This is a genomic window from Asanoa sp. NPDC049573 (assembly GCF_040676615.1).
GTDB lineage: Bacteria > Actinomycetota > Actinomycetes > Mycobacteriales > Micromonosporaceae > Asanoa.
This window is the reverse complement of the sequence record NZ_JBFAPI010000002.1, coordinates 65,188-81,300: the sequence shown is the minus strand read 5'-3', so window position 1 is coordinate 81,300 and position 16,113 is coordinate 65,188. Positions and strand designations below refer to the sequence as shown.

Sequence of the window (16,113 nt, the reverse complement as noted above, 5' to 3'; positions counted from 1 at the left end):
CCTCCCATCACGGACCAGCGTCACCCGGGGCCGGTTCGACGTCTGCTGGAGTGTCGAGGCGCCGGTCGTGCCCGACGACGCGCGTCGGGCCGACCAGCCGTACCGTAGCGTGGCACGGCAGGTCGGCCGCGGACGTGCCGACATGCACGTCGATGTCGCCCGCCTCGACGATCCGGCGCAGGTCGCGGTCGGTGAACGCGGTGCGGTCGGCGTGCACCCGGAAGTGCACGTCGGCGGACCCGCCCGGGGCCAGGCCGACCCGCGCGAAGCCGGTGAGTTGCTTGACCGGCCGCACCACCTGCGCGACCACGTCGTGCAGGTAGAGCTGCACGACCTCGTCACCCGCACGCGAACCGGTGTTGCGGACCCGCACCGAGACGGTGAACTCGCCGTCGGTCGGCACCTCGGTCGCCGACAGCCGCAGGTCGTCCACAGTGAACGTGGTGTAGGACCGGCCGTGGCCGAACGGGAACAGCGGCGCCGGGTCGAGGCTGCTGATGTCGGTGGTCTCGGCACCGAGCGGCGGCTGTAGGTAGGTGCCGGGCTGGGCACCGGGCGAGCGGGGGATCTGCACGGGCAGCTTGCCGCTGGGCTGCACCCGGCCGGAGAGCACACCGGCGATCGCCGCTCCACCCTCTTCGCCCGGCATGAACGCCTGGACCAGCGCGGCGGCGCGGCCGTGCAGGTCGCCGAGGGCGTAGGGGCGGCCGGAAACCACGACCACGACGACCGGCGTGCCGGTGGCCACGAGCTCCGCCAGCAGGTCGGCCTGCACGCCGGGCAGCCGCAGGTCGGGCGCGTCGCAGCCTTCGCCCGAGGTGCCGTGCGCGAAGAGGCCGGCGATGTCGCCGACGAACGCGACACAGACGTCAGCCGACCGGGCCGCCGAGACGGCGGCCGCGAAGCCGGACCGGTCGTCGCCCTGGATGTCGCAACCCACGGCGTGCACGATGTCTACCTCGGACAGCTCGGCCCGCAGCGCGTCGACCGCCGTCGGCACGTCGACGCCGAGGCCCAGCCCGGGATGCCGGGGCAGCACGTGGTTGGGGAACGCGTAGCAGCCCATGAACGTGCGCGGCTCGGCCGCGCACGGCCCGACCACCGCGACCCGCGAGACGTCGCGCAACGGCAGCACGCTGCCGGGGTCGAGCAGCACGATCGAGCGCTCGGCGATCTCGAGGGCCAGCGCCCGGTTGTCGGCCGAGTCCAGCTCGACGCCCTCGGCGAGGGCCACTGAGCCTTCCGGCGTCCAGGAGGGGTCGAGCAGGCCGAGCTCGACCTTCTGGGTGAGCAGCCGGCGCGCGGCCCGGTCGACCAGGTCTTCGGAGACCGCGCCGGAGCGCACCGAAGCGAGCAGCGCCGCGCCGTAGCCGATCGTGTCGGGCAGCTCCACGTCGATGCCGGCGGCCAGGGCCAGCGCGCCGGCTTCGGCGTCGTCGGCGGCGATCCGGTGCATGGACGCGAGGAACGGCACGGCCCAGTAGTCGGAGACCACGGTGCCGGTGAACCCCCAGTCGTCGCGGAGCACGTCGGTGAGCAGCCAGCGGTCGGCACCGGCCGGGACGCCGTCGACATCGGCGTAGGAGTTCATCACCGAGCCGGCCGCCGCGGTGGCCACGGCCGTCTCGAACGGCGGCAGGATCACGTCGATCAGCTCGCGCCGGCCCATCGAGACCGGGCCGTGGTTGCGGGCGCCGCGGGAGGCCGAATAGCCGGCGAAGTGCTTGAGCGTGGCGATCACGCCGGCGCTCTGCAGCCCGCGAACGTAGGCCGCGCCGAGCATCGAGACCAGGTAGGGGTCTTCGCCCATGGTCTCCTCGACCCGGCCCCAGCGGTAGTCGCGCACCACGTCGAGCACCGGGGAGAGTCCCTGGTGGACACCGACGGCCGCCATGTCACGGCCGATCGCGGCGGCCATCCGTTCGACCAGGTCGGGCGAGAACGTGGCTCCCCAGGCGATCGCGGCCGGGTAGACCGTCGCGCCGTAGGTGGTGAAGCCGGTCAGGCACTCCTCGTGGACCAGTGCCGGGATCCGCAGCCGGTGGGCGTCGAGCACGACGTGGTGCTGCCGCACGAGTTCGGCGGCACCGTCGACGGCGGTCACCGGCGCGCTGCCGTAGACCCGGGTGAGGTGGCCGAGGCCGTGCCGGCTGGCCTCGTCGAGCGGCAGGTCGCCGGCCGAGAACACGTCTTGCATGGGCGCCACGTTGTGGTCCGGCGCGAAGATCGGCTCAGCCTCTTCCTCGTGCAGGTCCTTGCGCAGCCAGCGGCTGCCGAGCTGGGCGATCTTCTCTTCGAGCGTCATCTCGCGCAGGAGGAGGTCCACCCGGTCGGCCACCGACCGGGTGGTGTCGTGCCAGGGGTGCGTCGCGAGCTGCGACTCCGGGGCCGTCACGGCAGGTGCCTCCTTCGCGCAAGATAGGGGAGCGGGTCTTCGAAACTTTCGAAGCTTGCGGTGCTCGCGTCCGGCCGGCCGACGATCGGCGGTCAGCTGCGAGTCCATGGCGACATGCCTTGCGCTGGCCTTACTTTCGCCGATCAGAACGAAGGCTTCAAGCCCTTGACACGTCGATGGCGGAATCCTACGTTGACTTGAAAATTCTACGTTAATTTGCGAGATCGCCGGTCGAAAATTCCCTGCCCGGGCACTCTTGTGCACGGGCGTGGGAGCGCTCCCCCACGGCCGGTGACGCCTCGCGCCTCGAACGATCGATTCGCCGCGCCTACCGCGGCTCACGAGTACGGAGGTCAGCGTGGAGCGCAGCATCCTGTCCCGGCGGAACTTCCTCGGTCTGTCCATGGGCGCGGCCGCCGGGGTGGCGCTCGCCGGCTGTGGCAGTTCCGGTCCCGGCACGGCCAGCGGTGGCGGCAGCAGTGCCGGTGCCGCCAGCTACTGGTACCTCACCGGGCAGCCGGGTGAGGGCATCCGCACCAACAGCGTCAACCGCTTCAACCAGGCGAACCCCAACACCAAGCTCACCGCGACGACGTTCCAGAACGACGCGTACAAGACGAAAATCAAGACGGCGATCGGCGCCGGCCAGGCCCCCACGATCATCTGGGGCTGGGGCGGCGGCACGCTGCGCACCTACGCCAAGGCGGGGCAGGTCGAAGACCTGACCTCGTGGTTCGGCGAGAACGGTGCGGTCAAGGACCGGCTCTTCCCGTCGTCGTTCGGTGCCGCCACGATCGACGGCAAGATCTACGCGATGCCGGCCGAAACGGTGCAGCCGATCGTCCTGTTCTACAACAAGCGCGCTTTCGAAAAGATCAAGGCAGAGCCCCCGCAGAGCTGGGGCGACATCATGGACCTGGTGCCGAAGTTCAACGCGGCCAACATCGCCCCGTTCTCGCTCGGTGGCCAGTCCCGGTGGACCAACATGATGTGGTTGGAGTTCCTCTTCGACCGCATCGGCGGCAGCGAGGTGTTCCAGGCCGTCTTCGACGGCCAGAAGGACGCCTGGTCCAACCCGGCCGCGATCGAGGCGTTGACCAAGATGCAAGACCTGATCAAGGCCAACGGCTTCATCAAGGGCTTCTCGTCGATCACCGCCGACTCCAACGCCGACCAGGCATTGCTCTACACGGGCAAGGCGGCGATGATGCTGCACGGGACCTGGACGTACGGCGGTATGGCCGCCGACGGAGGTGACTTCGTGTCGAGTGGCAGTCTCGGTTACATGAACTTCCCGCCGATCGACGGCGGCAAGGGCGACGTGTCCGACACGGTGGGCAACCCCGGTCAATACCTGTCCATCTCCTCCAAGGCGACCGCCGAGCAGAAGGAGACCGCGAAGAACTTCTTCAAGACCGCGGTTCTCTCCGACGCCGAGGTCAAGGAGTGGATCGACTCGGGTTCCGTGCCGATCGTCAAGGGCACCGAGAGTGCCTTCGGCGCCTCGAAGGACGCCGACTTCCTCAAGTTCGTCTACAACACGTCGGCCAACGCCAAGGTCTTCGCGCAGTCCTGGGACCAGGCGCTGAGCCCGACCGCGGCGGAGAAGCTGCTCGACAACATCGCGCAGCTCTTCCAGTTGAAGATCTCCCCCCAGCAGTGGGCCACCAACATGAACGGGGTCATCGGGCAATGACCGCACTCGCTCCGCCCGCACCGCGGAGGACGACCAGCAACGCCTCCTCGGGCGGGCGGAGCGGGTCCGTCACCTGGATGGCACTACCCGCGTTCCTGATGTTCCTCGCGTTCGGCATCGTCCCGCTGGTCGGCGTGCTGGTGCTGAGCTTCACCCAGTGGGACGGGATCGGCACCATCAACCCGGCCGGGTTGGACAGCTGGCGCACCGTGCTGAGCGATCCCGGCCTCGTACACGCCCTCTGGGTCACTTTTCTGATCATGGCGCTGTCGTGGCTCTTCCAGACGCCGCTGAGCCTGCTGATCGGCGTCTACCTCGCCGGACACCAGCGCTACCGGGAGATCCTGGCGGTCATCTACTTCGTACCCCTGCTGCTCAGTTCCGCCGCCCTCGCCATCACCTACAAGGCGTTGCTGGACCCCAACTTCGGGCTGGGCCCCGGGCTCAAGATCCCGCTGTTGACCCAGGACTGGCTGGGCCGCGACAACCTGGCGCTCGGCGTCGTGGTGTTCGTGGTGTCCTGGCAGTTCATCCCGTTCCACTCGCTGATCTACCAGAGCGGCGTGCGGCAGATCCCCAGGACGTTGTACGAGGCGTCCGAGATCGACGGGGCCGGGCGGATGCGGCAGTTCTTCAGCATCACGCTGCCGCAGCTCAAATACACCGTCATCACCTCGTCGACGCTGATGGTGGTCGGGTCGCTGACGTTCTTCGACCTGATCTTCGTGCTCACCGAGGGCGGCCCGGGCGACGCCACCCGCGCGCTCGCGCTCGACATGTACAAGCGGGGCTTCCAGGCCAACCTCATGGGCCCGGCGAGCGTGATCGCGGTGATCCTGGTTCTGGTCGGTCTCGCCCTCGCGCTGCTGCTGCGCCGCCTCGGCGGTCGCGACGCGGCCGAGAGCCAGATGGAAGGCGTGTGACATGGCGACGACCCTGACGACCGTGCCCGACCGGGCGACCCGGCCGCAGGCACCGCACCGGCCGGCCCTCGGTGGGCGGCGCAGGATGCCCAACCTGCCCGCCGGCGTCGCCGGGCTGATCTGGCTCGTGATCGTGCTGGTGCCGCTCTACTGGATCCTGATCACCAGCCTCAAGACCCAGGCCAACTACTTCCTGACCAACCCGCTGGCGCCGCCGACCGAGCCGACCCTCGCCAACTACAAGATGGTGATCGAGGCCGACTTCGTCCGCTACTTCGTCAACAGCGTGATCGTCACGGCCGGCGCGGTCATCCCGGCGGTGCTGATCTCATTCATGGCGGCGTACGCGATCGTCCGGGCCAGCAGCCGCAGCCGCTTCCTGCGCACGGTCAACTCGGTGTTCCTAATGGGCCTGGCCATCCCGCTGCAGGCCGTGATCATCCCGGTCTACCTGATCATCATCCGGCTGAAGCTCTACGACACCCTGCTGGCGATCATCCTGCCGTCGATCGCGTTCGCGATCCCGCTGTCGGTGCTGGTGCTCAGCAACTTCATCCGCGACGTGCCGCGCGAGCTGTTCGAGTCGATGCGGATGGACGGCGCCACCGAGTGGGGAACGCTGCGCCACCTGGCCTTCCCGCTGGTCCGCCCGGCCCTGGTCACGGTGACCATCTACAACGGACTGAGCATCTGGAACGGCTTCCTGCTGCCGCTGATCCTGACCCAGAGCCCCGATCAGCGCACGCTGCCCCTCGCGCTGTGGACGTTCCAGGGGCAGTACAGCATCAACGTGCCCGCGGTGCTGGCGTCGGTCGTGCTGACCGCGCTGCCGATCCTGGCCCTCTACGCGGTCGGTCGCCGGCAGTTGCTCAGCGGCCTTACCGCCGGCTTCGGCAAGTAACGAGGTTGACCGTCCCCGAGACGGGTAAGCGGCGAAGAACGGGAGGTTATACGCCGCAAAGGGGATATTGTGACCAGCACAGCGACCATCGCCGACCTGTCCACCGCCCGCGACGTGGCCCGGCAGCTCCGGGTCGACTCGGTGCGGACCAGCACGAGTGCCGGATCCGGCCATCCCACCTCCAGCATGTCGGCCGCCGACCTGCTCGCGGTGCTGGTGACCCGGCACCTCAAATACGACTGGGACAACCCGGCCAACGACGCGAACGACCACCTGATCTTCTCCAAGGGGCACGCGTCGCCGCTGCTCTACTCGGTCTTCAAGGCGACCGGCGTGGTCTCCGACGAGGAGCTGATGACCGGCTACCGGCGGTTCGGTCAGCGGCTGGAGGGTCACCCCACGCCGGTGCTGCCCTGGGTCGACGTGGCGACCGGCTCGCTCGGCCAGGGCCTGCCGGACGGCGTCGGCGTGGCGCTGGCCGGCCGCTATCTCGACGAGGTGCCCTATCGGGTCTGGGTGCTCTGCGGTGACAGCGAGATGGCCGAGGGCTCGATGTGGGAGGCGCTCGACAAGGCGGCCTACTACCGGCTGTCCAACCTGATCGCGATCGTCGACGTCAACCGGCTCGGCCAGAGCGGACCGACCGAACTGCAATGGGACCTCGACGCGTACGCCCGCCGGGCCGAGGCGTTCGGCGCCCGGGTGCTCATGATCGACGGGCACGACCTCGACGAGATCGACCAGGCCTACCGGGCGGCCACCGACCGCACCGACGACCGGCCGACGGTGATCCTCGCCCGCACCCTCAAGGGCCGCGGCTTCAGCGAGGTGGAGAACCTCGAGGGCTGGCACGGCAAGCCGCTGCCGAAGGAGATGGCCGACCGGGCGATCCGCGAACTGGGCGGGGAGAGCAGCCTGACCGTGCGCGGCCCGCGACCGATGGACGAGTCGCCGGTCAATCGGGCGGCACCGCTCGGCTCGCCGCCGGACCTCCCGAGCTACGCGGTCGGCGACAAGGTCGCCACCCGCAAGGCCTATGGCGACGCGCTGACCGCGGTCGGCGGCGGCAACCCGCGGATCGTCGCGCTCGACGGCGAGGTGGGCAACTCGACCTACTCGGAGGAGTTCGCGAAGGCGTTCGGCGACCGGTTCTTCGAGATGTTCATCGCCGAGCAGCAGATGATCGCCGCGGCCGTCGGGCTCAGCGTGCGGCGCTACATCCCGTTCGCGTCGACGTTCGCCGCGTTCCTGTCGAGGGCGTACGACTTCATCCGGATGGCATCCATCTCGCGTGCCGACATCCGGCTGGTGGGCTCGCACGCCGGTGTGGAGATCGGCGCCGACGGGCCGTCGCAGATGGCGCTCGAAGACCTCGCCATGCTGCGGGCCGTGCAGGGCTCGACGGTGCTCTACCCGAGCGACGCGGTCTGCGCCGCGAGCCTGGTGCGGTCCATGGTGGACATTCCAGGGGTCAGCTACATGCGCACCACCCGGGGCGCCTACCCCGTGCTCTACGAGGCGGGCGAGTCGTTCCCGATCGGCGGCTCGAAGGTGCTGCGCTCCGGGCCGAACGACGCGGTGACGCTGATCGGCGCCGGCATCACGCTGCACCAGTGCCTGGCGGCGGCCGACGCGCTGGCGTCCGACGGCATCTCGGCCCGGGTGATCGACCTCTACTCGGTCAAGCCGATCGACACCGCGACACTCAGCGACGCGGTAGCCGCGACCGATGGCCGGATCGTCGTCGCCGAGGACCACCACCCGGAGGGCGGGCTCGGCTCGGCGGTTGCCGACGCACTGCTCGCAGCCGGCTCACCGGCCCTGCGGTTGAGCCACCTCGCGGTGCGCGACCTGCCCGGCTCGGGCAACACCGCCGAGCAACTGGCCGCACAGGGCATCGACGCCGACCACATCGCGGCCGCCGCCCGGGCACTGGTGGCCTAGGTGTGCAGGTGGCGCTGCCAGTCCCGCGGGATCCGCTCGGTCGGGCCGGGCACGCCCTGGTCCGCCGGGTGGCTCTCCGGGGCGGCCAGCGCCGGGCCCTCGAGGAACTCGCCGGTCCGATAGTCGTAGAACCAGTCTTCGCCGGGCTCGAACGAGCGCACGATCTTGTGGTCGGTCGTGGTCGCGTGCCGGGTGGCGTGCTGCGCCGGTGAGGTGTCGCAGCAGCCGATGTGGCCGCACGTGGCACAGCGCCGCAGGTGCAGCCACCAGCCGTCACTGGCCAGGCATTCCGCGCATCCGGTGCCGGATGGGGGCACCTCGGGTCGCACGAGTGGTTCGGTCACAACTCCTCCTCGTCGTTGCGGCTTCCCGTAGCGGGAAGGCTACCCCGCGTAAGATCGCCAAGTGAGCGACGTGCTCAACAGCCTGGTCGACCAGCGGGCCATCTGGGTCTACGTGATCGTCGGCCTCGTGGTCTTCGCCGAAGACGCTTTGTTCTTCGGCTTCATCCTGCCCGGCGAGACCGCGGCCATCCTCGGTGGTGTCGCCGCGAGCCTGGGTCACGTCAGCGTGCTGTGGATGAGCGTGATCGTGGTGGCCGCCGCGATCATCGGAGACACGGTGGGCTATGAGATCGGCTCGCGCTGGGGATACCGGCTGCTGCGGGTCAAGATGCTCCAGAGACGCGAGAAACAGGTGGAGTCGGCCCGCTCGTTCATTGCCAGGCGCGGGGGGCCGGCGGTGTTCCTGGGCCGGTTCATCGCGTTCCTGCGCGCGTTCGTGCCGTTCGGCGCCGGCGTGGCGCACATGCACTACCGCAAGTTCCTCGCCTACAACGCGGCCGGGGGCGTGGTCTGGGGCGTGGGCTCGGTGTTGCTCGGCTACCTCGCCGGTCATTCGTACACCATGATCGAGGATGCCCTCGGCAAGTGGGCGGCGATCGGGATCGGTGCGGTCGTGGTGGCCGCGCTGCTGGCCTGGGCCATCTACCGCCGGGTCCGGGAGCGGCACAGCCACTAGGGCCTGTGCGGCTTGGGCGTCCTACAGGCGATCGGCGGCCAGCCGGAGCGCCGCGGCCAGGTCGGCCGGGGTCAGGGCGCCGTCGGGGTCGATCAGCCATTGGATGGCCATGCCGGCCAGCAGCGCCTGCGCCAGCCCACCGAGCAGTCGGGCCTGCTCGCCGTCGCCGGAGGCCCCGAACAGGCCGGCCAGCTCGGCGCGGCCCTGGCGCTGGCCGGCGACCAGGAACTCGTGCACCTCCGGCAGCCGGTCGACCTGGCCGGCCAGCTCGAACTGGGTGGTCCAGAGCGGCCGCTGGGTGCGCACCGAGTCGATCACCGCGGCCCAGACCGCCTCGAACGAGCCGTCGGTGCCGGACAGCTTCGTCGCCAGCTCGGCGCCCCACTCGGCCAGCGCCTCCATCAGCGCCTGGTTGAGCAGCTCCCGGGTCGAGCCGAAGTGGTAGCCGATCGCGGCCAGGCTGACCCCGGCCGCGCTGGCGATGTCGCGGGCCGTGGTGCGGGTGTAGCCGATGTCGTGCAGGCACTGCTTGGCCCCCGCGATCAAGCTCTCCCGGTTTCCCATGCGGTGATTGTACAAGTGTGCAAAACCCGCTTGGTGCACGAGTTGTAACCGGCCGCGCCGATCTGTGACCATGGACTGATGACCGACGAGTGCACCGCCCGCGAGGTGCTCGACCGGGTCGGCGGCAAGTGGAGCATCGCCATCATCGTCGCCGCGGCCCAGGGTCCGGTGCGCTTCACCGAGCTGGAGCGGTCGATCGACGGGATCAGCCGGCGGATGCTCGCGCTCACGCTGCGCAACCTCGAACGCGACGGCCTGCTGCACCGCACCGTCTACCCGACCGTCCCACCGAAGGTCGAGTACGTCGCCACCGACCTGGCCCGGGAGATCTACGACGCGCTGGTCACGCTGATGACCTGGGCCGAGCGGCACCGTGCGGAGATCGCCGCCGCCCGGGCCGCCTACGACCGGCGGGCGGCGGCCGGCGCGTCATGAACCTCGAACTGACCGCCGACTGCTCGCGGTGCGCGGGGCTGTGCTGCGTGGTGCCGGCGTTCGCCAAGTCGGTCGACTTCGCCATCGACAAGCCGGCCCGGCAGCCGTGCCCCAACCTGGGTGGCGACTTCCGCTGTGGGATCCACCGCGACCTGCGGGCCAAGGGTTTCCGCGGCTGCACCGTCTACGACTGCTTCGGCGCCGGGCAGCAGTTGACCCAGGAGACCTTCGGGGGAGCCGACTGGCGGGGCCGGCCGGAGATGCTCAGCGCCTTCCCGGTGATGCGGGAACTGCACGAGTTGCTGTTCTACCTGACCGCGGCGCTCGCACTGACGCTGCCGAAAGCGCAGCACGACGCACTGCTGATGGCGCGGGACGAAACCCACGCATTGACCGGGGGTACGCCGGACGAGCTGATCGCCCTCGACGTGGCGCCGCGCTGGGCCGCCGTGAACGACCTGCTGATCCGGGCGAGCGCCAGCGTCCGGGCGACCGCGCCCGGCCCGCGCCGGGAACGCCGCGGCGCCGATCTGGTCGGCAAGGACCTGCGCCGCACCGACCTGCGTGCGGCCAACCTGCGCGGTGCCTATCTCATCGGCGCCGACCTGCGCGGGGCCGACCTCGGCTGGGCCGACCTGATCGGGGCCGACCTGCGCGACGCCGACCTGCGCGGCGCCCGGCTGCGGACGGCGCTGTTCCTCACCCAGCCGCAGGTCGACTCCGCGAAGGGTGACCGGGCCACGGTTCTGCCGAACGGCCTGCGCCGTCCGGCCCACTGGGCCTAGTTGAGCTGTTCGCCGACCTCGAACTGCACGGCGCCGTTGGCGTCGACGGCGGCGTCGAGCGACTTGTCGTCGAGCACCCGGGCGGCTTCGCCGTCGAGGAACAACTTGGCGCCGTCGGTGTCGACGACCTGGTCGCCTTCCTGGGGCGAGGTCGCGAGGCTCATCGTGAGCGCGCCCTGGGTCGGGTCGGAAGCGATACGCACGCCGGCGCCGTCCGGCAGGTTCTGCTGGCCGGTGAGGTCACGGATCACCGCGACGGCGTTGTCAGTGACTGCGAGCATGGTGAAACCCTCCAGTTGAGCGGCAGGGGATTGGTTGAGACCGCAACTGACAGGGCCGTCCCTACGGCGAGCGGTTCTGCGGCCGTCCAAGACCCACGTAACCCTCCGTCGCCGGATCCCGCAACCGGAACGCGACTTATCCTGGCTTCATGAACCCGTTGCCCGGCTCTGTGTCCATCCGCGAGGTCGCACCCAGAGATGGGCTGCAGAACGAGGATCCGGTCCCCGCCGCGGCCAAGGTCGAGTTGCTCGACAAGCTGTCGGACACGGGCGTCCGCCGGATCGAGGCTGTCTCGTTCGTGCACCCGAAGGCGATTCCGCAGATGGCGGACGCCGACGAGGTGTGGGCCAAGGTGCGCAAGTCACCGGCGGTGCGGTACTCCGCCCTGGTGCCCAACTCGCGCGGCGCCCAACGCGCCCTGGCGGCCGGGTTCACCGAGGTCGAGGTCGTCGTCTCGGCCAGTGACACGCACAACAAGCGCAACGTCAACCGCTCCACCGCCGAGTCGCTCGACGACATCGCCGCGTTGATCGACGAGTTGCACCGGGCCGGGGCCAGCGCCGAGGTGATCGTGGCCACCAGCTTCGGCTGCCCGTTCGAAGGCGACATCGACCCGAAGCGGGTGGCCGACATCGTCGACCGGGTGGTCGCCGACGGCGCTGACCGGATCGCGTTCGGAGACACCACCGGCATGGCCACCCCGCGCCGGGTCGCCGACGTGGTCACCGCGGTGCGCGACCGCCAGCCCGACATCCCGGTGCTGCTGCACTTCCACAACACCCGGGGTACGGCGCTCGCCAACATCCTGACCGCGATGGACCTGGGCATCACCGAGTTCGACGCGAGCGTGGGCGGTCTGGGCGGCTGCCCCTACGCGCCGGGCGCGACCGGCAACGTGGCCACCGAAGAGGTCGTGCACATGCTCGAAGACATGGGCGTCGACACCGGCATCGACCTCGACGCGCTGGTCGAGGCGGCCGCGCTGGCGCAACGGATCGTCGGCCGCGAGCTGCCCTCGGGAGTGTTGCGCGCGGGGCCGCGTACCCGGTTGGTGTCATGAAGGTCGAAGATCTGATCCGGCTGCGCCGCGCGCGGGACCTCATCGACCGCGAATATCCCCGGCCGCTCGACGTGCCGACGCTGGCCCGTGCGGCGCTGATGTCGCCGTCGCACTTCGCCCGGCAGTTCCGCGCCGCGTTCGGCGAGACGCCCTACCAATACCTGATGAGCCGGCGGATCGAGCGGGCCCAGGCGCTGCTGCGCCGGGGCGACCTGTCGGTCACCGAGGTCTGCGTGGCGGTCGGTGCGACGTCGCTGGGCTCGTTCAGCAGTCGGTTCACCGAGTTGGTGGGCCAGAGCCCGTCCGCATACCGGGCCCGCGACCACTCCCGGCTCGCGGCGGTGCCGGCGTGCGTCGCGCAACGGCTGACCCGGCCGACAAAAGCAGGTCTGGAGAAGCGCCGCGCGCCCGCCCCGGCTTAGCGTCGCAGGCATGAACCTGACGCTCTCGCACTGCTTCATCCTCGTCGACGACCAGGACAAGGCACTCGCGTTCTATCGCGACGTGCTCGGTCTCGAGGTGCTCAACGATGTCGCCATGGACGACTGGGGGATGCCCTGGCGCTGGATCACGCTTGGCGTGCCCGGCCAGCCGGGCATCGAGATCGGGCTCGACCCGATGGTCAGCAAGGCACCCGCCGACCAGGAACCGCTGCGGGCCCTGGTTGCCAAGGGCGCACTGGCCGCATTGATCTTCGAAACCGACGACTGCGACGCGACGTTCGAGAAGATCAGGCAGGCCGGCGCCGAGGTGCTGCAAGAGCCGATCGACCAGCCCTACGGGGTACGCGACTGCGCGTTCCGCGATCCGTCGGGCAACATGGTGCGCTTCAGCCAGCGCCGCGCCGGGTAGGAGGGGACCCGGCGGGCCCCCTCCTACGCCCGTCAGACCAGGCTGGCCACGGCCCGCTTGGTGAGCACCGTCGCCAGGTGGCGGCGATAGTCGGCGCTGGCCGACACGTCGTCGCCCGGCCGGGTGCCCTCGGCCGCGCGGGCGGCGGCCGCGCCGATCGCCTCGCGGTTGCCGGCCCCGGCCAGCGCGGCTTCGGTCGCGGTCGCCCGGACCGGCGTCGAGGCCATGTTGGTCAGCGCGACCCGGGCCTCGCTGACCGTGCCGTTGTCGCGCTTGACCATGGCCGCCACGCCGACCAGGGCCCAGCCCTGCGCGACCCGGTTGAACTTCTCGTAGGCGCCCACCCAGGCGCCCTGCTTGGGCACGCGCACCGCGACCAGCACCTCGTCGGCCGCCAGCGCGCTCTGCAGGTAGTCGACGAAGAACTCGGCCGCCGGCACCGTGCGCCGGCCGCCCGGGCCGGCGATCTCCATCTCGGCGCCGAGCACCAGCGCCACCGCCGGCAGGTCGCCGGCCGGATCGGCGTGCGCGAGCGAACCGGCGAACGTGCCGCGGTGCCGCACCTGCCGGTCGGCGACGGTCGCCGTGGCCTTCGCGAGCAAGGGGAGATGCTCGTTGACCAGTGGGTCGCGCAACACCGTGGCGTGGGTGACCATCGAGCCGATGACCAACGTGTCGCCGTCTTCGGTGACGTGTCGCAACTCGTCGATGCCGCCCAGGTCGACCAGCGTGCTCGGTGCGGCGAACCGCATCCGCAGCAGCGGGATCAGGCTCTGCCCGCCGGCGATCACCTTGGCGTCTTCGCCGGCGTCGCGCAGCGTCGACACCGCCTCGTCGACGGTGGTCGGCGCCGCGTAGTCGAACGACGGTGGGATCATGCCGCACCTCCCTGGACGGCCCGCCAGACCCGCTCCGGCGTGCACGGCATCGCGATGTCGTGCACGCCCATCGGGCGCAGCGCGTCGACGATCGCGTTGACGACGGCGGGGGTCGAGGCGATGGTGCCGGCCTCGCCCACTCCCTTGGTGCCCAATGGATGGTCTGGAGCCGGGCTCTCGGTGCGGTCCGTGACGATCGAGGGCAGGTCGGCCGCCGTCGGCAGGGTGTAGTCGACGAACGTGCCGGTCATCAGGTTGCCGTCGGCGTCGTAGATGGCCTCTTCGAAGAGCGCCTGCGCGATGCCCTGTGCGACACCGCCGTGCACCTGACCCTCGACGATCAGCGGGTTGATCACCCGCCCGACGTCGTCGACGGCCACGTATTTGCGGATCGTCACCCGGCCGGTCTCGGTGTCCACCTCGGTCGCGCACAGGTGGGTGCCGTGCGGGAAGGAGAAGTTGACCGGGTCGTAGACCGCGTCGGCGTCGAGCGTCGGCTCGATCCCGTCGGGCAGGTCGTGGGCCGCGAAGACGGCCAGCGAGCAGTCGGCCAGCGTCCGGCCGCCGTCGGGGTTGCCGCGGACCCGGAACTGGCCACCGGTGAACTCGAGGTCGGCCGGGTCGCACTCGAGCATGTGCGCGGCGATCGGTTTCGCCTTCTCGATCACCTTCTGACAGGCGTTGTAGAGCGCGACGCCGCCGACCGCGAGCGAGCGCGAGCCGTAGGTGTCGAGCCCCTTGTAGGAGGTGCGGGTGTCGCCGTGCAGCACCTCGACGTCGTCGAAGGCGACGCCGAGTTGGTCGGCCACGATCTGGCTCCACGCCGTCTCGTGCCCCTGGCCGTGCGGCGACGTGCCGGTGACCACCTCGACCCGGCCGGTGGGCAGCACCCGGATGCTCGCGGTCTCCCAGCCGCCGGCGCCGTAGCGCAGCGAGCCGAGCACCCGCGAGGGCGCCAGGCCGCACATCTCGGTGTAGGTCGAGATGCCGATGCCGAGCTGGACGCTGTCGCCGGTGTCGCGCCGGGCTTGCTGCTCCTGGCGCAGCTCGGCGTAGCCGAACAGCTCCAGCGCCCGGTCGGTGGCCTTGGCGTAGTCGCCCGAGTCGTATTGCAGGCCGCAGACCGTGGTGAACGGGAACTCGTCGGCGTTGATCCAGTTGCGCCGCCGCACCTCGAGCGGGTCGAGGCCCAGCTCGTCGGCGAGCTCGTCCATCAGCCGCTCGATCGCGTAGGTCGCCTCGGGCCGGCCGGCGCCGCGGTAGGCGTCGGTGATCGTGGTGTTGGTGAACACCCCGACGCACTCGAAGCGGTAGGCGGGGAACTTGTAGATCGCGTTGTACATGAACGCGCCGAGGATCGGCACGCCCGGGCCGACCAGGCCCATGTAGGCGCCCATGTTGGCCAGCAGTTTGACCCGCAGGCCGAGGACCGTGCCGTCGCGCCGCGCGGCCAGTTCGAGGTCTTGGATCATGTCGCGGCCGTGGTGTGCCGAGAGCAGGCTCTCGGAGCGCGACTCGGTGAACTTCACCGGCTTGCCGAGCCGCCGCGCGGCGATGAAGGTGATCAGCTCTTCCGGCGTCACCTGGAGCTTGCCGCCGAAACCGCCGCCGACGTCGGGCGCGATCACCCGTACCTTGTGCTCGGGTGTCCCGGTCACCACGGAGATCAGGAACCGCAGGATGTGCGGGATCTGGGTCGCCGACCAGATCGAGTAGACGTCGCCGGTCGGGTCGACCACGACGCTGCGCGGCTCCATGAAGGCCGGGATCAGCCGCTGCTGCACGTAGCGCCGGCGGATGACCACCTCGGCGCCGTCGATCGCCGCGCCGGCGTCGCCGCCCGTGCCCGCCTCGGCGGAGTCGAACACCCAGGTGTAGCCCTTGTTGGTGCCCTTGTCGGCGTGCACCAGGTCGGCGCCGTCGGCGATCGCCTCCTCCATGTCGAGCACGATCGGCAGCGACTCGTAGTCGACCTCGATGGCGGCGATCGCGTCGAGTGCCGCTGCCCGCGAGCGCGCGGCGACGACCGCCACCGCCTCGCCCATGAAGCGCACCTCGTCGACCGCGATCGGTGGCCGGTCGGGGTGCACCATGTCGGCGGTGACCGGCCACGCGCACGGCAGGGCGCCCTGCACGTCGGCCACGTCGCGGCCGGAGAAGACGTCGACCACGCCCTTGACCGCCCGGGCCGGCTCCACGTCGATGCTGGTGATCCGGGCGTGCGCCATCGGGCTGCGCAGGATCGCCAGGTGCAGCATTCCAGGCAGGCTGACGTTCTCGGTCCAGGTGGTGCGCCCGGTGATCAGCCGGGCGTCTTCCTTGCGGCGCCGGGCACTGCCGACCTCGAGCGCCGGCTCTTCGGTGATGGTCATCGGCTC

At 70.4% G+C, this 16,113-nt stretch carries 16 protein-coding genes; 10 read left to right on the top strand and 6 right to left on the bottom strand.

Translation table 11 applies throughout. The features are described from left to right. Nucleotides 1–7: 7 nt before the first annotated feature. The gene (locus AB0J74_RS03985; protein WP_363444315.1) at nt 8–2,395 is read right to left on the bottom strand and encodes a glycoside hydrolase family 3 N-terminal domain-containing protein; all 2,388 of its coding nucleotides are present in this window, start codon (nt 2,393–2,395) and stop codon (nt 8–10) included. A 358-nt stretch (nt 2,396–2,753) separates the two neighbouring features. On the opposite strand from AB0J74_RS03985, the gene AB0J74_RS03980 reads away from it, so the two are divergent. The 4 genes from AB0J74_RS03980 to AB0J74_RS03965 all read left to right on the top strand — a co-directional run bounded on the left by AB0J74_RS03980 (nt 2,754) and on the right by AB0J74_RS03965 (nt 7,859). Further along, complete coding sequence (locus AB0J74_RS03980) at nt 2,754–4,091, top strand: extracellular solute-binding protein (protein WP_363444312.1); 1,338 nt, start codon at nt 2,754–2,756, stop codon at nt 4,089–4,091. Nucleotides 4,092–4,168: 77 nt separating this feature from the next. Then, nucleotides 4,169–5,014, top strand: coding sequence for a sugar ABC transporter permease (locus tag AB0J74_RS03975; RefSeq protein WP_363444309.1), 846 nt, complete (start codon nt 4,169–4,171; stop codon nt 5,012–5,014). A 1-nt stretch (nt 5,015) separates the two neighbouring features. Next, nucleotides 5,016–5,915, top strand: coding sequence for a carbohydrate ABC transporter permease (locus AB0J74_RS03970; protein WP_363444306.1), 900 nt, complete (start codon nt 5,016–5,018; stop codon nt 5,913–5,915). A gap of 69 nt (nt 5,916–5,984) precedes the next feature. Continuing rightward, nucleotides 5,985–7,859 (top strand): transketolase, encoded by a 1,875-nt coding sequence (locus AB0J74_RS03965; RefSeq protein WP_363444303.1) that lies wholly within the window; start codon nt 5,985–5,987, stop codon nt 7,857–7,859. Here the strand turns inward: AB0J74_RS03965 and AB0J74_RS03960 are convergent. Then, the gene (locus AB0J74_RS03960; RefSeq protein ID WP_363444301.1) at nt 7,856–8,203 is read right to left on the bottom strand and encodes a UBP-type zinc finger domain-containing protein; all 348 of its coding nucleotides are present in this window, start codon (nt 8,201–8,203) and stop codon (nt 7,856–7,858) included. The two genes, AB0J74_RS03965 and AB0J74_RS03960, sit on opposite strands and share 4 nt — an antisense overlap. A 61-nt stretch (nt 8,204–8,264) precedes the next feature. On the opposite strand from AB0J74_RS03960, the gene AB0J74_RS03955 reads away from it, so the two are divergent. Continuing rightward, complete coding sequence (locus tag AB0J74_RS03955; RefSeq protein WP_363444298.1) at nt 8,265–8,879, top strand: DedA family protein; 615 nt, start codon at nt 8,265–8,267, stop codon at nt 8,877–8,879. 21 nt (nt 8,880–8,900) lie between these two features. Here AB0J74_RS03955 and AB0J74_RS03950 read toward each other — a convergent pair whose 3' ends face one another. After that, nucleotides 8,901–9,443 carry a helix-turn-helix domain-containing protein gene (locus tag AB0J74_RS03950; protein ID WP_363444295.1) on the bottom strand — a complete coding sequence of 181 codons (543 nt, stop codon included), beginning with the start codon at nt 9,441–9,443 and terminating at the stop codon, nt 8,901–8,903. Nucleotides 9,444–9,521: 78 nt separating this feature from the next. Between AB0J74_RS03950 and AB0J74_RS03945 the strand changes: the two genes are divergently transcribed. Together AB0J74_RS03945 and AB0J74_RS03940 are read left to right on the top strand one after the other, a co-directional pair. Further along, nucleotides 9,522–9,878, top strand: a complete 357-nt coding sequence (locus AB0J74_RS03945) for a helix-turn-helix domain-containing protein (protein WP_363444292.1) — start codon at nt 9,522–9,524, stop codon at nt 9,876–9,878. Beyond that, complete coding sequence (locus AB0J74_RS03940; RefSeq protein WP_363444289.1) at nt 9,875–10,663, top strand: pentapeptide repeat-containing protein; 789 nt, start codon at nt 9,875–9,877, stop codon at nt 10,661–10,663. The genes AB0J74_RS03945 and AB0J74_RS03940 overlap by 4 nt, the downstream gene beginning before the upstream one ends. Here AB0J74_RS03940 and AB0J74_RS03935 read toward each other — a convergent pair. Continuing rightward, complete coding sequence (locus AB0J74_RS03935) at nt 10,660–10,944, bottom strand: adhesin (RefSeq protein WP_363444286.1); 285 nt, start codon at nt 10,942–10,944, stop codon at nt 10,660–10,662. The two genes, AB0J74_RS03940 and AB0J74_RS03935, sit on opposite strands and share 4 nt — an antisense overlap. 158 nt (nt 10,945–11,102) lie before the next feature. Between AB0J74_RS03935 and AB0J74_RS03930 the strand changes: the two genes are divergently transcribed. The 3 genes from AB0J74_RS03930 to AB0J74_RS03920 are packed head-to-tail and all read left to right on the top strand — an operon-like array spanning nt 11,103 to nt 12,857. Further along, entirely contained in the window at nt 11,103–12,005 is a 903-nt protein-coding gene (locus AB0J74_RS03930) for a hydroxymethylglutaryl-CoA lyase (RefSeq protein ID WP_363445433.1), read from the top strand. Continuing rightward, nucleotides 12,002–12,427, top strand: a complete 426-nt coding sequence (locus tag AB0J74_RS03925) for a helix-turn-helix transcriptional regulator (RefSeq protein WP_363444283.1) — start codon at nt 12,002–12,004, stop codon at nt 12,425–12,427. The genes AB0J74_RS03930 and AB0J74_RS03925 overlap by 4 nt, the downstream gene beginning before the upstream one ends. Before the next feature lie 10 nt (nt 12,428–12,437). After that, nucleotides 12,438–12,857 (top strand): VOC family protein, encoded by a 420-nt coding sequence (locus tag AB0J74_RS03920; RefSeq protein ID WP_363444281.1) that lies wholly within the window; start codon nt 12,438–12,440, stop codon nt 12,855–12,857. A gap of 32 nt (nt 12,858–12,889) precedes the next feature. On the opposite strand, the gene AB0J74_RS03915 is transcribed toward AB0J74_RS03920, so the two are convergent. Next, complete coding sequence (locus tag AB0J74_RS03915) at nt 12,890–13,735, bottom strand: xanthine dehydrogenase family protein subunit M (protein ID WP_363444279.1); 846 nt, start codon at nt 13,733–13,735, stop codon at nt 12,890–12,892. Next, entirely contained in the window at nt 13,732–16,107 is a 2,376-nt protein-coding gene (locus AB0J74_RS03910; RefSeq protein ID WP_363444276.1) for a xanthine dehydrogenase family protein molybdopterin-binding subunit, read from the bottom strand. Before AB0J74_RS03910 ends, AB0J74_RS03915 begins: the two co-directional genes overlap by 4 nt. Nucleotides 16,108–16,113: the final 6 nt, after the last annotated feature.